This window comes from Planococcus faecalis (genome assembly GCF_002009235.1).
Classification (GTDB): domain Bacteria; phylum Bacillota; class Bacilli; order Bacillales_A; family Planococcaceae; genus Planococcus; species Planococcus kocurii.
This window is the reverse complement of sequence record NZ_CP019401.1, coordinates 3,420,730-3,436,967: the sequence shown is the minus strand read 5'-3', so window position 1 is coordinate 3,436,967 and position 16,238 is coordinate 3,420,730. Positions and strand designations below refer to the sequence as shown.

At 40.6% G+C, this 16,238-nt stretch carries 13 protein-coding genes; 5 read left to right on the top strand and 8 right to left on the bottom strand.

Annotated features, from left to right (window positions below):
* Positions 1-97: 97 nt before the first annotated feature.
* The 4 genes from AJGP001_RS17010 (at position 98) to AJGP001_RS16995 (ending at position 6,073) form a co-directional block, all read left to right on the top strand.
* Positions 98-1,612: an amidohydrolase family protein gene (locus AJGP001_RS17010; protein WP_078080800.1), complete on the top strand. Its 1,515-nt coding sequence runs from the start codon at positions 98-100 to the stop codon at positions 1,610-1,612.
* Positions 1,609-3,129, top strand: coding sequence for an amidohydrolase family protein (locus AJGP001_RS17005; protein ID WP_078080799.1), 1,521 nt, complete (start codon positions 1,609-1,611; stop codon positions 3,127-3,129). Before AJGP001_RS17010 ends, AJGP001_RS17005 begins: the two co-directional genes overlap by 4 nt.
* Before the next feature lie 108 nt (positions 3,130-3,237).
* Positions 3,238-4,752 carry a glutathione ABC transporter substrate-binding protein gene (locus AJGP001_RS17000; RefSeq protein WP_078080866.1) on the top strand — a complete coding sequence of 505 codons (1,515 nt, stop codon included), beginning with the start codon at positions 3,238-3,240 and terminating at the stop codon, positions 4,750-4,752.
* A 106-nt stretch (positions 4,753-4,858) separates the two neighbouring features.
* Positions 4,859-6,073, top strand: coding sequence for an amidohydrolase (locus tag AJGP001_RS16995; RefSeq protein ID WP_078080798.1), 1,215 nt, complete (start codon positions 4,859-4,861; stop codon positions 6,071-6,073).
* Positions 6,074-6,109: 36 nt separating this feature from the next.
* Here AJGP001_RS16995 and AJGP001_RS16990 read toward each other — a convergent pair whose 3' ends face one another.
* The 8 genes from AJGP001_RS16990 to AJGP001_RS16955 form a co-directional block, all read right to left on the bottom strand.
* Positions 6,110-7,549 carry a cytosine permease gene (locus AJGP001_RS16990; protein WP_078080797.1) on the bottom strand — a complete coding sequence of 480 codons (1,440 nt, stop codon included), beginning with the start codon at positions 7,547-7,549 and terminating at the stop codon, positions 6,110-6,112.
* Positions 7,536-8,879 carry a sodium:solute symporter family transporter gene (locus AJGP001_RS16985; RefSeq protein ID WP_058383915.1) on the bottom strand — a complete coding sequence of 448 codons (1,344 nt, stop codon included), beginning with the start codon at positions 8,877-8,879 and terminating at the stop codon, positions 7,536-7,538. The genes AJGP001_RS16990 and AJGP001_RS16985 overlap by 14 nt, the downstream gene beginning before the upstream one ends.
* Positions 8,876-9,568: a response regulator gene (locus tag AJGP001_RS16980; protein WP_071152920.1), complete on the bottom strand. Its 693-nt coding sequence runs from the start codon at positions 9,566-9,568 to the stop codon at positions 8,876-8,878. The genes AJGP001_RS16985 and AJGP001_RS16980 overlap by 4 nt, the downstream gene beginning before the upstream one ends.
* Positions 9,569-9,576: 8 nt before the next feature.
* Complete coding sequence (locus tag AJGP001_RS16975; RefSeq protein ID WP_058383917.1) at positions 9,577-10,332, bottom strand: sensor histidine kinase; 756 nt, start codon at positions 10,330-10,332, stop codon at positions 9,577-9,579.
* Positions 10,333-10,481: 149 nt separating this feature from the next.
* Entirely contained in the window at positions 10,482-11,477 is a 996-nt protein-coding gene (locus AJGP001_RS16970; protein ID WP_058383918.1) for an ABC transporter ATP-binding protein, read from the bottom strand.
* The gene (locus tag AJGP001_RS16965) at positions 11,477-12,493 is read right to left on the bottom strand and encodes an ABC transporter ATP-binding protein (protein WP_071152919.1); all 1,017 of its coding nucleotides are present in this window, start codon (positions 12,491-12,493) and stop codon (positions 11,477-11,479) included. The genes AJGP001_RS16970 and AJGP001_RS16965 overlap by 1 nt, the downstream gene beginning before the upstream one ends.
* A gap of 16 nt (positions 12,494-12,509) precedes the next feature.
* A complete protein-coding gene (gene nikB / locus AJGP001_RS16960; RefSeq protein WP_071152918.1) occupies positions 12,510-13,430 on the bottom strand; it encodes a nickel ABC transporter permease in 921 nt (306 codons plus the stop codon).
* Between the two features lie 28 nt (positions 13,431-13,458).
* Positions 13,459-14,361 (bottom strand): ABC transporter permease, encoded by a 903-nt coding sequence (locus AJGP001_RS16955; RefSeq protein WP_071152917.1) that lies wholly within the window; start codon positions 14,359-14,361, stop codon positions 13,459-13,461.
* Positions 14,362-14,621: 260 nt separating this feature from the next.
* Here AJGP001_RS16955 and AJGP001_RS16950 point away from each other — a divergent pair, with 260 nt between their 5' ends.
* Positions 14,622-16,193, top strand: coding sequence for a glutathione ABC transporter substrate-binding protein (locus AJGP001_RS16950; RefSeq protein ID WP_071152916.1), 1,572 nt, complete (start codon positions 14,622-14,624; stop codon positions 16,191-16,193).
* The last annotated feature ends 45 nt before the right edge of the window (positions 16,194-16,238 follow it).

The following is a 16,238-nucleotide window of genomic DNA, read 5'->3' as shown; positions in this document are numbered from 1 at the left end:
TAAAAAGTTGTATTATTCGCTTAATTAAACACTCGAGTTTTTCTCTATAATGAATAATTAACTTGATAGTAGAACTTTATAAAGAGGGAGTGGCACCATGATTGATTTGCTTTTAATAAATGGCACGCTAATCACAATGAATAAAGAACGAAGTATTATTTACGGTGGAGCCGTAGCGGTTCATCATGGAAAAATTTTGGATGTTGGGCTTACTGCAGTGTTGGAAGTGAAATACGAAGCTAAACAACTGATCGATTGCAAGCACCACTGCATTTTACCTGGATTGATTGATGTTCATGGTCATGGAGGTCATTCGATGTTTAAAACAATCGCCATGGACAACTTGGAACAGTGGATTCCCATTATGACCAATACATACAATCATTATGTGACAGATGATTTTTGGTATTACGAAGGAAAGGTATCCGCATTAGAACGATTAAAAGCTGGCATTACGACCGGTGTCTCCGTGATCGGTTCGACACCAAGAGCAGATGACCCTATTTTTGCATTAAATCATGCAAAGGCCTATAACGAAGTCGGAATTCGCAATGTCGTCTGTACGGGGCCTGCCAACCCTAAGTGGCCGAAACTATACAGCCGCTGGAAAAACGGCAAAAGAATTACAAAAGAAGTTGATTATCAAGATGTACTAAAAGGAACAGAAGCGGTTGTTGAAGCGTTGAACCATGCCAATGACGACCGGACAAGAGCTTTCGTTACCCCTTTTGTCATTGTGACATCGATAGAAGGTTCTGGTCCTACACCGCCGTCTAGGTTGCATCAGTTAACTGACCATGACCGCTACCAAGCACGTAAAATTAGAGAAATTGCCAACAAGTACAAAACGAGAATCCATTCGGATGCATTTGGTGGAATGATTCACATGGCAATTCAAGACAAGGATTATGCTTTATTAGGACCAGACGTTCATTTGCAACATTGTCGAGGGATTTCCTTTGATGAAGTGAAAATTCTAGCAGACACCGGAACCAACGTCAGTACGAGTGCGAGTATCACTCAGATGACAGCAAGAACACCGATTGTAGAGCTCATCGAACTTGGAGCGACAGTTGCCATTTCTACAGATGGCACTTCACCTTCAACTAGTTTTGATCTGTTTCAAGCGATGCGAAAAACGCAATTGATTCATCAAGCGGCGATGAGGGACGAGCATTATTTACCTCCTGGCAAGCTTTTGGAGATGGTCACCATTGATGCAGCTAAATGTATAGGGTGGGACGACGAGCTTGGATCGATTGAAATTGGGAAAAAAGCAGATATTATCACGGTAAATATGAAACAAGCGCACTTAACTCCTGAAACTATGCATATTCACCGGTTAGTTTACCAAGCAGTTGGAAATGATGTGAATCATGTCATTGTTGACGGAAAAGTGTTAATGACTGACCGTAACGTAACGACTGTTGAAGAAAATCAACTAATCGAAGAAGCGAATGCGGAAGCTTTGGAAACAATTGAGCGTGCAGGTTTGGAAAAATACATGACCCCAACCAAATATTTCTGGGGGTCAACGCGCGCTTATGTTGACGAAAAACGATTTGATGAAGCAGACTATGTGTTTGCTATTACAGAGGAGGAACTTACATGAAGACAAAATTAAAAGGGCAATATGTTATCGGCTATAACGGTGAGGATCACGTCATACTAAAAGATGCGGAAGTCGTTTATGAAGGAACGTCCATTATTTATGTAGGAAAAGAATACACCGAGTCTGTAGATGAAACCATCGATTGTGGAAACGCCGTGATAAGCCCAGGATTTATTGATTTAAATGCACTTGGCGATATCGACCACGATATTATTCACGTAGAAGCAGATAATGAAAAATCAAAAAATCTTTTATGGTCTGAAAAATACATGAAGAATGGTCCACAGGAAGTCATGACAGAAGAGGAAGAAGCGTTTAAATCTCTTTATGCCTATAGCCAATTAATCTTAAACGGCATTACAACAGCTATGCCGATTACGTCCGTCTTTTATAAAAAATGGGCAGAGACGTATGAAGAATTAGCATCAGCTGCGCATTATGCAGGAAATTTAGGGTTAAGAATATACTTGGGACCGAGCTACCAATCGGGTATGCGCGTTGTACAACCAGATGGCACCATTCAGTTAATGTGGGACGAAGAAAGCGGCAAAGAAGGTCTGGATCGAGCAGTTAAGTTTATAGAAGAATTTGACGGTACCTATGACGATTTAGTGAGAGGCATGCTTGCACCAGAGCGAATTGAATGCCAGACAGAAGAAAGTTTGAAACAGACAAAAGCTTATAGCGAGTCATTAGGAGTACCGATTAAACTTCACGCTGCACAAGGAAGTTTTGAATACCACACCATCGTTGAAAAGCATGGCGTCACGCCAATTCAATACCTTAAAAATGTAGGGTTTTTAGGACCAAAAACAGGTATTCCCCATGCTAATTTCATAGCAGGATATAGTGAAGCAGAAACGGGACAAGGTGACGATATCAAAATTTTAACTGAAACCGGTACAACAGTGATTCACTGTCCGGTCATTATGGGAAGGCGTGGTAGCGGGCTAGAATCCTTTGCCAAATACAAACGTTCAGGCGTAAACGTAGCTATCGGGACAGATACTTTTCCTCCGGATATCTTCCAAAACATTCGGGCAGGCAGTATGATTTCCCGTATGCACGAAAAGGATGTCGAAAGTTCATCCTTTGCTGATTTTTTCAGAGCGGCAACTCTAGGTGGCGCAAAATTTTTAGGTAGAGAAGACCTTGGTAGGTTAGCTGTAGGAGCAAAAGCGGACATCATTGTCGTCGATTTAGAAGGATATCATATGGGTGTAAGTGACGATCCTATTCGAACAATGGTTATGAGCGGATCCGGAAGAGATATTAAACTTTCTATTATAAATGGCAAAATAGTTATGAAAGATAGACAAATCCCTCAAATTGATTTGAAAGAACTGCAGTCAAAAGCTCAGCACTATTTCGAAAAAATGAAAAGGGGTTATTTACAAAGAGATTACCAACAGTTAGGAGAAGAAAAGCTGTTTCCCTCTTCCTTTTCTGTTGTTGACTCAGTTGAAAAAAATTTAAGTAAAGATTGTGTAAAAATCAGTAAAGATACTGAAACTTAATTGTCAGAATATTTTTTATAATGAACTAATAAAATCGAAACACGAGGGGGAAATAATTTGAACAAGGTCCAATGGATAAGAAACGGGATAGCTTCAGCATTACTTGTGATGGCTCTGGCAGGCTGCTCTACCGGAGAAAAAGCCGCATCAACAGAAAATGGCGAAGTAAAAGCTGCCGGTTCTGAAGATACGTTAATTATCGCAAGACTTTCAGATGCTGAAAGTTTGGATCAGCAATTTATGTCAACTATCAATGCAGCGAGTGTCACTCATGGAAAAATTTATGAAGGCTTAGTTGGCCGCGATCGAAACGCAGAACTGCAACCATTGTTGGCAGAAAGCTGGGATCAGCTTGACGATAAAACATGGGAATTCAAGCTTCGTCAGGATGTTAAATTCCATGACGGAACGGACTTTACAGCAGAAGCTGTAAAAGCAACATTCGATCGATTATTGGATCCAGAAGTGGGTTCTCCTCGAGCAGGAGTATTGTCGATGGTAGAAGAAATAAAAATCATTGATGATTATACGGTTCAGTTTTTATTGTCGGAGCCATACTCTCCGCTTCTTTCAATTTTAGCAAGTCATGAAGGTGGCATCATCAGCCCGAAGGCAATTGAAGAGTTTGGCGGAGAAGATATTCAAGAACCAAGTGGCACAGGACCATTTGTCTTTGAATCATGGACACCTGGACAAGTGATTATCTTAAATCGAAACGAAGACTATTGGGGCACATTAGCCAAAGTAGGAAGAGTCGAATTTAAAGTTGTACCAGAAGAAACGACGCGTACAGCAATGGTTGAAACAGGAGAAGCTCATATTGCTGAACCTTTGTCCATCGCCCAGTTTGATGCGGTCAATGCTTCTCAAAATTCCAAAGTTTATCAAAGTGAAGGATTTGGAACGGAATACATTACGTTTAACGTTGAAAAAGCACCTTTTAATGACGTTAGAGTAAGAAAAGCGGTTTCACACGCGATCGAAATGGATGCAATCCGAAAAGGCGTTTACAATAATGTCGGTGGGGAAGCAAATTCATTATTAGGACCTAAAGTGTTTGGTTATCACGAAGGACTAGAAACGTATGAATACAATCTTTCTGAAGCCAAAAGATTACTGGCTGAAGCCGGTTATGCTGATGGCCTCGAAATTAAGTTGTCGACAATGGACAATAAAGAAAGAATTAGTTTAGCGGAAGTAGTTCAATCACAACTAAAGGGAATTGGTATTAAAGTAACAATTGAAGTGATGGAATACGGAACTTTTGTTGAATCGACTCATTCTGGCGACACGGAAATGTTCATCATTAGCTGGAGAAATGCCACAGGAGATGCAGATTATAACCAGTATAATTTGATGCATTCAAGCTCAATAGGGGCTAGTGGCAATACATCGTTTTATAGTAATTCTGAAGTGGATGGATTGATTGAAGAAGCACGAAAAGAAGCAGATTCTGAAAAACGGATTGAACTATACGCAAAAGCACAAGAAATTGAAATGGAAGAAGCAGTGTACATTCCCATACGCGTAATCGAGAATGTCGCAGCAATGTCCAAAGATGTTAGCGGTTTTGAAATTAGTCCATCTGGGTATTTGGAAATCAATAACGTATCGATAAAGTAATAAGTAATGAGGGATATCCAAAAGGATACCCCTTTTTTCTTATAGGGTAGTAAACAATCTAGTTGGAAAGATAAAAGTTCATATCAACTTATATAGGAGGCTCCACATGTACATATTGAAGAACGTCTTACTCGAAACAGGGTATGTGAAAGAAAATGGGCAAGTAAGGGCTACTGAGACAAAGTTATTTCATTTGAAAATTGCAGAAGGCCAAATTGCTGAAATAATCGGCTCAGAACAAGCACTTCCAAAAGACGTGAAAACGATGGATGGTAAAGGACTGCTCGTGTTACCTGCTTTTAAAGAAAAACACGTTCACCTTGATAAAACCTATATGGGAGAACCATGGCGCGCCTGTGTACCTGCTTCTTCTGTCATTGAAAGAAGCACTATAGAAAAAAACATTCTTGCATCGATTGAAACGAACACAGTAGATAGAGCGAAAAATTTACTAGACATTTTACTGTCACACGGTTCGACATCCATTAGGACGCATGTCGATATTTATCCAGAAGTTGGACTGGAGAATTTAAGTGGGGTTCAGACTGCATTGGCTGATTATGAGCAGAAAGTCGATTCGGAAATTGTCGCTTTTGCTCAGCACGGCTTACTTTATGGCAATACAGTTGGATTAATGAGAGAAGCTGTGCGTAACGGTGCGGGATTAGTGGGATCAGTCGACCCGGCAACAGTTGATTTGAATATCGAAGCGTCTCTCGTTCAATTAATGGATATCGCAGTTGAAGGAAACGTCGGGATTGATTTGCATCTGCATGACCCAGGTCATTTAGGGACGTTTACTATGAAGCGCTTGGCTGCCTTAACGATAGAAGCGGGCTGGCAAGGAAGAGTAGCAATCAGCCACGCCTTCGGACTCGGTGATGTAACTCCTCTAGAAGCAAGAGCAGTAGCAGAGTCTTTAAAAGAAGCAGGAGTATCGATTATTTCGAGTGTACCTATTGGAAGGAACATCCCGCCAGTTAGTTTACTAGCTGAAGTTGGAGTGACTGTTTCACTTGGAAACGATAATATTTATGACTCATGGTGGCCTACAGGAAACGGAGATGTCTTAGAAAGACTCGGAAGGTTGGTAGAAATCAATCGTTGGACAGACGAGTTATCGCTGTCTCAGGCGTTGCGTTTCATAACCGATGGCATTACCCCTCTGACAGCGAACGGGGAGCAGGTATGGCCCGTAGAAGGTGACGTGGCTAGCTTTGTCTTAGTGGGTGCTAAATGTGCTGCAGAGACTGTAGCGAGACGAGCACAACGCACAGCTGTTTTTCATAAAGGATCACTCGTAGCGGGACAATTAAATTAAAAGAAAAAAGAGAGAATGACTGCCATTCTCTCTTTTTTACTGAATTTTTTTAAGGTTAAAAGTTGTTTGGATAGAATAGAACGTGATGTATAAGCAAGCGGAGACAACAATTCCAAGAAGTGAGGAAATCGTATAAAGCACTTCTAGTGCAGCAACTCTACTACCGAGTAGACTGAGTCCACCGGTGAGTAAAGTTGCTAGTAATGCGGGAACTTGAAAAGAAGCGAGCGGTTGCTTTCCTGGGAGTCCATATACCGCATCTAGATTGATCATTTTTTTCGCTATAAAGTAATAGTGCGTCAGCATGACCCCAATAACAGGGCTTAACAATGCTCCTACCATATTAAGAAACATGAAGATGCTCGTCGGGTTCTCCATCAGCTTCCAAGGCAATAATAGAATGCCTAAAGTTGCTACGACAAGCGCGCTCTTTTTGAAATTTAATTTGGTTGGAAAAAGCGCGGTTAATTGATTGGCAGCGGGAATCACATTTCCGACAATGTTCACCGACAAAGTCGCAAGAGCTAATGTCGTCAGCGAAAGAATGACAGCGAAGACATTATCGAATTTATCGACCACTTCAAGCACATTCCAGACCGGGACACCAAAAGCAATTTCAGAACCAATAATAATGGAGATACTAGCGAAAGCAAACAATAGATAAGTGGCTAAAATACCGATGAATTGTCCACCTGCCTGTGCCCGTTTAGAGCTTGAATAGCGCGTAATATCGGAAACACTTAAAATCGGCGCAACCCACGTAGCAACGATAGCAGAAACACAAGAAACCAATAGAAATAAATTCACATTGCCACCAGCAGAGGGTTCGAAAGTCAAAATCATCTCTACGCCACCAGCTAATTGGATCGACCAGATGGACATGCCACCAAAAACGATAAAGACAAGAACTGTCACACTTTTGGTCAGCCTACCGAGTGTAGTAACATCAGCAAAAACAAATAGTAAATTAATAAGCCAAAACAACAAAAAAGACAGCAGACTAGATAAACTCAAACCGAAAAAAAGAAAATTGCCACCGAGTGTCAAATACTCTGGGAAAAATGTGCCAATAAAAATGGAAACTGCAATGCTGCCAGCATAGGTTTGCAAGCCGAACCACATAATCCCTGCGATAATCCCTCTGAAAACTCCTGGCAGAATAGCCCCTTTTCTGCCGTAGCTAGCGCGTAAAAGAATTGAAAACGGAACGCCATATTTATTTCCTGCATGACCATTAAGAACGAGTAATCCCGCTACAAGCAGAGCCGCACAGCAAATTACCACAAAAACCTGACCAGTAGAAAGTCCTAATGCAAAAAAACCACCAATCGTAACGTAAGACGGGATGTTATGAACAGAACCCATCCAAACCGAAAAATAATTACTAAAATTCCACGTGCGACTTTCGACAGCAGTCGGAAGTAAATCACTGTTAATTGAAGAGCGTGGACTAGTCTCTTGGTTAGTTTGCATCATAAGGTTGCTCCTCCGAATTTAAACTCGCGGGGGAATGTTGTTGAATGGATTTTTTTATAAGGAACAGGCCACAAAGAATTCCCGAAAGTAAAAAACTGATCCATACTGATTCAAAATAAGTTGTAAACGGAGAAGAGATAAACCCACCGACGATTCCAACAAAGGAAGAAAGAACCGGAGGAAGTGTTTCGTTATCTTTGTTGAAAACGATATAGAGAATGGCAAAAATCATAGAGCTATAAATATTGCCAAAGAAAAACAATAATTGAGTAGGATAAGGTGTTAAGAAAAGTGCGGCCAGAAAGAGGACCCCAATCAGTACGATAGAGAAGCTATTTTTATACTTGAATTGCTGTTTGGTCGACAATGGTTTAAATTCTGCCACAACATTGCGGATAAACAGAGAATTCAATGATTGCAGTTCTGAACTTGCAGCAGACATGACAGCAGCAAAGCAAAAAAGGACGAAAATAAAAATTAAAACAGTAGAATTTAAAATGCTAATCAGTTCGAAAATAAGAGAATAAGGATTGTCAAAAGAACGCCCAGAAATGGCTAGCAAAAAAAGTGAAGTAATCGCAATGGGAATTGTTAACCAAATCATCCCAGTAAGGACAAAAGCCATTTTAACTTTTTCTTTCTTTATGATAAATACTCGTTGCCATGTAGCTCGATCCGTTATCATCTGTCCGAAAAAAACCAGTAAACCGGTTGAAATAAACCATAACGATTCGTTATTCTTTGTAAATAATAAGTAGGGGTGATAAAGGCGAATGCCTTCAAAAATCGTCGTAACCCCTTCGTGCATATACAAGTAGACAGGAATGAGAATAATCGTTCCAAAAATCAAGATGACACTTATTCCTGCCAATTGGTGGATTCGGTAGAGGCCACCTATTCCGCCAATCAAAAACAGCAGCAACAAAAAAACAGTCATTCCGATGAAAAGAGGGAAAGGAAAAAGGATGTATAGCAGCAAGCCGGCACCCATGGTTTGAATAAACAGTGCATAGAATCCCATCACAAATAGCAGAATCATCATATACCAGTAGCCGAACGGATTCAGCTTTTGTTTGAGCACATCACCAATGGTCATTTGGCCTGTGAAAGTGTAGCTGATTTTCCGAGCAACAAAGCCAAAGAGAACCAAGGCAAGGCCACCCATAAATGCATAGCCAATTCCACCTATTAAACCATATCGAATGAGTGTTTGAGGAGAAGAGAGAATGGTGTTTCCGGTAATCCATCTAGCCAGTATGCTAACGACTCCAAAGGCAATTCCCAGCTGAACAGCTCCTTGAATATAAAAATCAAACCCTTTTTTCTTCAATGCCCAGTCTCCTTTAGTCGAAAGTCTCTAGGTGATAATCCAGTTTCTTTTCGGAACATTTGGCTAAAGTAATGCTGGCTATTAAATCCACATTTTTCGGAAACTTCTCCGATGCTGGCTTCTGGTCGATCAGTTAACATTTTTTTAGCCATCATTAAGCGGTAATTATTTACGTATTCAGAAAAACCAACGCCCACTTCTTCTTGAAATTTCCGGCTTAAGTAAGCAGGATTGATGTGGATTTTGGTTGCTAAAAAATGCAGTGTCATTTTTTCTTCGTAATTTTGATGAATTAATTTGATTGATTGTTGGATTTGATGCGAGTAATGGGTGAGTCGTGAGTAATTATTTAATACTTTTACTAAATCTTCTTCGATTACGGGCTTTGTAATGTAATCGACAACTCCTAGTCGCAGTGCGGTATGAGCATATTCAAAGCTTTGATAAGCTGTTACCATGACGATATCTGCATCGGAAACAGCTTGCATTTCTTTGGCCAATTCAAGTCCGGTTTTGCCGGGTAATTGAATATCCAAAAATGCTAAAAAAATATCGGAGTGATTGACTATTTTCATTGCTTGAGAAGCATCTTGAGCTTTGTATATATCCCACATCGGAAAATTTTTGTTGATCAAATACTCCATTTGTTCTAGTTCGAGTGGTTCGTCATCGACAAGCAGGATGTTCATCAGTAGCTTCACTCCTTTAAATCTAATTGATAAACGAGCGGAAATAGTACTTGTACAGTTGTCCAATCTTCTGAATGTGTTATATCAACAGATGTTTCATCATCTGGAAACAACAAATTCAATCTTTTGGAAATATTAGCAAGTCCAGTTCCAGCATCGGCTGAACTTTGCTGTTCTTCGTTTGGCAGACTGTTAGCAACAAGAATGCAAAGCATAGATTCTTGCTTTGAGATGACTATGTGAAGTTCAGCTTTTCCGGCTTTTTTCTCGAAAGAATGCTTAAAGGCATTTTCAACGAGTGTTTGAATTAAAAAGGGTAAGGTAATCGCTTTTTGAACAACTGGCTCACTATCAATTTGATAATCAAGCCGTTCTCGAAAGCGAATTTTTTGGATATCTAAATAAGAAACGACGTACGATAATTCGTCTTCAATCGTAATAAATGTCGTGTTTGTTTTGTATTTATGCTTTAAAAGCTTGGAGAATGTCTCGATTGAATAAATCAATTCTTCTTTTCGTTCAAGTCGAGCCAAACTCAAAATAGAATTCATCGTATTGAAAAAGAAATGAGGCTGTATTTCTTGATTTAGCTGATTGTAGAGAGCTTTTTGTAATTCACTCTCTAATACAATTTCATTTTTTTCTTTTTCAATCAAATCAATCCGTTTTTCAAAGACAAACAAAAATAATAATGTGAAGGCACCGATGAGCGGAGCCAGTACACACATCATAATATAAAAAGAAAAAGCTTCGATCGTCAGCATCGCATGCACTGCTCCTTGCTTAACTGAATGTGAGGAAGAATGAAAGTAGAGCATTCTGTTTTGGAGGGCTATTACCTAAACCTACTCCAATATTCAGAAATGCTCAATAGTTATATCACATTATTTTGTTCATACGGTAAAGAACTTCTTCATCCCAATAGTTCTTCTGCGTAATGACAGCTGACAAAATGGTTTGGGCGAAGTTCTTGTAAAGCCGGTTCTTCTGTTTTGCACCGATCTGTAGCAAATGGGCAGCGCGTGTGGAAGCGGCAGCCAGTTGGTGGATTAATAGGAGATGGTACATCCCCTTTCAGTAAAATCCGTTCATTTTTGACAGATGGATTGGGTACAGGAATTGAAGACAACAGAGCTTTCGTATAAGGGTGCAATGGAACGTCAAACAAATCTTTTTTATCTGAAATTTCCACAATTTTTCCTAAATACATAACCATTACGCGATCAGAAATGTAGCGTACAACACTTAAATCATGGGAGATAAAGAGGTAAGTCAACTTGAATTGCTTTTGTAATTTTTTTAATAAATTTAAAATCTGAGCCTGAATGGAAACATCAAGTGCCGATACAGCTTCGTCGCAAATGATTAGTTTCGGATCTACTGCAAGCGCGCGCGCAATGCCGATTCGTTGGCGCTGCCCGCCGCTAAATTCATGAGGATACCGGTCTAACGCTTCTGCGGGTAAGCCAACTAGCGTTAATAACTCAATCATTCGATCGTGTTGCAGGGGCTTAGTAACGGATTTTTGAATAGTCATCGCTTCTCGAAGAATTTGTTTGACCGTTTGCCGCGGATTTAGCGAAGCAAAAGGATCTTGGAAAATGACTTGCAAGTCGCCGCGCAGTTCACGCATTTCTTGTTTAGATAAATCTACGATATTTTTTCCTGCATAAAGCACTTTGCCGTCTGTCGGTTCATCGAGTCTTAAAATCGCACGACCCGTCGTCGATTTTCCACAACCAGATTCTCCTACAATGCTCAGCGTTTCGCCTTCGTTTACGACAAAAGAAATACCATCAACTGCTTTAACATATGCCTTTGGCTGAAAGATCGAGTCTTTTTTTACAGAGAAGTATTGCTTTAGATTTGAAACTTCCAATAAAACTTTTTTCTCTTCAACTGTCTGCATTAGCTGAATACCTCCTCTTGTCGTTTTTCACCTGTCCATTCGTTTGAGTACATCCAGCAGCGAACTTTCGAACCATCGGAATGCTCAAGAAGTTCAGGTTGTTTCTGGTGGCACATGGCTTCCGCAAACGGACAACGGGATGCGAAGCGACATCCTTCAGGCATGTTGTAAGAACTTGGTACGCTGCCTTCAATTGTATACAGTTCTTCTTTATCTTCATCAATTTTTGGGAGAGATGCTAAAAGTCCTCGTGTGTAAGGGTGCTTAGGTTCATCAAAAAGATTTTGCGTAGGTGCATATTCTACGATATTCCCTGCATACATGACTGCGACTTTATTGCATGTCTCTGCGACTACACCCAGGTCATGAGTAATCATGATAACGCCCATGCCTAGTTTTGCCTGTAAATCTTTGATCAGCTCCAAAATTTGTGCTTGAATCGTTACGTCTAAAGCCGTTGTGGGTTCATCTGCAATCAGTACTTCGGGATTACAAGAAAGTGCCATGGCGATCATGACACGCTGTCGCATTCCACCACTTAATTGAAAAGGCTCTTGCTTAGCTCTTTTTTCCGGAGAAGGTATACCGACTAATTTCAGCATATCAATGGCTTTCGCACGGGCTTCTTTTTTGTTCATTTTCTGGTGGAGCCGAATAGCCTCTGCAATCTGCTCGCCGACAGGAATAACAGGATTCAAGGAAGTCATTGGCTCTTGGAAAATCATTGAGATTTCATTGCCACGAATTTTACGCATTTCACTGTCAGAAAGCGTGACTAAGTCTCTACCTTTAAACAAGACTTGACCGCCTTCAATTTTCCCTGGTGGTGTTGGGATCAGCCGAAGAATCGATAGAGACGTAATGCTTTTGCCGCAACCAGACTCACCTACAATGCCCAAGGTTTCTCCTTTTTTGAGTGAAAAGTCAATGCCATCAACGGCTTTACTAATGCCGCGCTTTGTATGGAAATAAGTTTTTAAATTTTTAACTTCTAAAATAGTTTCACGTGATTCCATTTGAATGCACCGCCTTTTAGTTTAGTTCAATCCGTTTATTGAAGAATCTATACAAAACATCTACGAGTAAATTGACGGCTACGAAAACTAAGGAAGCAACCAATACGCCACCTTGAACCATTGGCAAGTCGCGCATTCTGATTGAATCGACAATCATTCGTCCAAGGCCATTGATGGCAAAGATAGATTCAACGAGTACCGTTCCACCCAGTAGCGCTCCGAACTGAAGACCGATAACTGTAATAACAGGGATCAAGGCATTGCGTAAGGCGTGTTTGTAAATAATGACGCGTTCTTTCACGCCTTTTGCTCGAGCAGTCCGAATATAATCTTGACGGATCACTTCAAGCATACTTGAGCGAGTCATTCGCGCAACGATAGCTGCACCACCTGCACCAAGTGTGAAAGCAGGCAAGACAATGTGCGCTAGACTATCCCAACCGGCAACCGGGAATAGTTGAAGCTTTACGGAAAATCCGTACATCAGCATCAAACCAAACCAAAAGCTCGGTAAAGAAATTCCTAAAAGGGCGATAACCATTACGACCGTATCGATAATGGAGTAAGGTTTTACTGCTGAGATGATGCCAGCAGCCATTCCAAGAACAATCGTGATGATTGTACTAAAGATAGCTAATTCTAGTGTAATCGGTAGTCGCAACATGATTTCATCAAGTACTGGCTGATTGTTTTTTAAAGAAGTTCCAAGATCACCACGGAATATATTGGTGACATAGTCAATGTACTGAGCGTATAAGGGTTGGTTGAGACCAAGTTGCGTTCGAAGCGCTTGGATTGTTTCTTGTGTGGCACCTTCACCAGCTAACAGGACGGCTGGGTCACCGGGAACGAGCTGCATGATGATGAATACCACGATCGTCACTCCGAAGATGACGGGAATTGTTTGGAATAGACGTCTTAAAATGAACATGAGCATGGAAAGGACCTCCTCTATGTGAGTAGTATTATTTTTTCATACGTGGATCGAATGCATCACGTAAACCATCGCCGAAGATGTTAAAGCCAAGAACCAGAAATGCGATAGCAAGACCTGGGAAGATGGCGATGTATGGAGCGGTGAAAAGAAAATCTCGTCCGCTACTGAGCATCGTTCCCCATTCTGAAGAAGGTGGCTGAGCGCCTAATCCTAAGAAAGATAAACCAGCAGCTGATAAAATCGCTGTTGCTACGCGTAATGTTCCTTGAACAATAATCGGTGACAAGATGTTAGGAAGAATGTGCTTGAAAATAATCGTGCCGTCTCTTGCTCCAAGTGAACGAATCGCATCAATGTATTCCAATTGTTTTACTTCTAATGTAGAACCTCTTACAATGCGTGCGAACAGTGGAACGGAAAAAGCGCCAACTGCAATGGTTACGTTAACTAGGCTTGGCCCTAATGCGCTGACGATTGCAAGTGCTAGTAGAATTCCTGGGAAAGCCAAGAGGACGTCCATACAACGCATAATGATCGTATCCAACCATTTTCCGTAATAACCAGCGATTAATCCGAGCGTGATACCAAAAAATCCGCCAAAGGCAACAGCAGCAAAACCTACTCCCATCGACAACCTAGATCCGTAAAGAATCCGGCTTAGAATATCTCTTCCTTTATCGTCTGTCCCCATCCAATGCTCCATTGAGGGGGGAATCAGCTTGTTGTCCAAATTGATTTCGTGTGGATGGTAAGGAGCTAAAACAGGTGCAAAAATGGCAATAAAGATATAGAAGAGAATAATGAGGCCTCCTACGACTGCAGCTTTGTTTTCCATAAAGACAGAAAAGAAACTGCCAAATACGGATTGCCTCGGGTGATCGATTGTTTGTGTAACTAGTAACGGTTTTTCTTTGTCCATTTCAATTTTCATACTATCCCTCCGAAACTGATTATTTTTAAAAGAAAGCTTCTGCTTCTTACCGAAAAGTAGCAGGCGATTTATTTCAAATTATCAGAATTTCGCTGAAAGTAAATGGAATTGTTACTAGTAGTCGAAATAGTTAAATTATTTGTAGATAAAATGTAAAAAATCTTCGGACTATTCTCTTATCATTAAGAATGAGCTTGAGGTAAACAGTTATTGCTCATCGGTAAAGGCAACAAAATCAAAAGGAGAAAGAGGGAGACTTTATGAAGAGAAACAATTTTAAGCACGTTGTACTAGGCTCTATGTTAGTGTTTGTTCTATTGCTACTGGCAGCATGTTCGACCAGTTCTTCACAATCAACGGAAAAAGCAGCATCAGCCGATGGGAACTCAACAGGAGGAACTTTAAATATCGTTCGACTTTCAGATGCTACTAACTTAGATCCGCATTTCATCACGGATATCCCATCCGCAAACATCAACTACCAAAAAGTATATGAAAACTTAGTAAAGCCAGATGAAGATTTCGTACTTCAGCCATCACTTGCTAAAGAATGGACAGTGATTGATGATACGACATGGGAATTCAAATTGAATGAAGGAATTACGTTCCACGACGGAGCTACCTTTGATGCAGAAGCGGTTAAAGCTACATTCGACCGTCTGTTAGACCCAGAAACAGGTTCGCCACAACGCGAGAAATTTTCAATGATTAAAGAAGTGAAAGTAGTGGATCCAACTACTGTGCAATTTCTTTTGGACTACCCGTATGCACCCTTGCTATCTATCTTAGCTAGCCAAGAAGGTAGTATCCTAAGTCCGAAAGCATTAGCGGAAGATCCGGAATCCTTGAGAGATAAGCCAGTCGGAACTGGGCCATTTGTCTTTGAAGAGTGGAAGAGCGGTCAAGAAATTTCACTAACTAGAAACGAAGAATACTGGGGTGAAAAAGCAAGCATTGATCGTGTTGTCTTTAAAGTTGTACCAGAAGATGCAACGAGGCTGGCGATGATTGAAACAGGAGAAGCACATATTAATGATCAAGTTCCAGTCACTGAAATCGAACGAATCGAAGCTTCTAGTACGATGGGTCTTACACGTACAGAAGGTCTTGCAGTGGAATTTCTTGGATTTAATACACAGAAAGCGCCGTTGAATGATGTACGTGTCCGTAAAGCAATCAGTCATGCCATCGAACGCGAATCGATTATTTCAGGTGTTTATAACAATGTAGGAACTTTGGCAAACTCAGCGATGAGCCCGAAAGTTTTTGGTCATAGTGAAAATACCCAACCTGCAGAATACGATTTAAACGAAGCGAAGAAATTACTGAAAGAAGCTGGAGCAGAGAACTTGAAAATTTCATTGCTGACAAGCGACAGAAAAGAACGGATCAATATGGCAGAAGTTATTCAGTCTCAATTAAAAGGAATTGGCATCGAAGTAGAAATTCAAGTAGTGGAATACGGAACGTTTATTGAAATGACAAACGCTGGAGAGCAACAGATGTATATTAGTGGTTGGGGTAATGCGACAGGTGATGGCGATTACAATCAGTACAACCTGTTCCATACGGCGTCACAAGGACCTGCTGGTAACTCTTTCTACTACAGCAATCCAGAAGTAGACAAATTGATTGAAGCAGCACGTGAAGAAACAGACGACAGCAAGCGATTGGAAATTTATGAAGAACTGGCACAAATGGAACTTGACGATGCCGTATACGTACCTATTCGCAATTATGAACATATGGCTGTACACAATGAAAACGTCAGCGGCTACTGGTTGAATGCTGCAAACTATTTAATGATCGACAAAGTAAAAATTGCTGAATAATATTAAAAAAATAAACAGGAAAAGCACTATGCCTAGTGCTCTTTC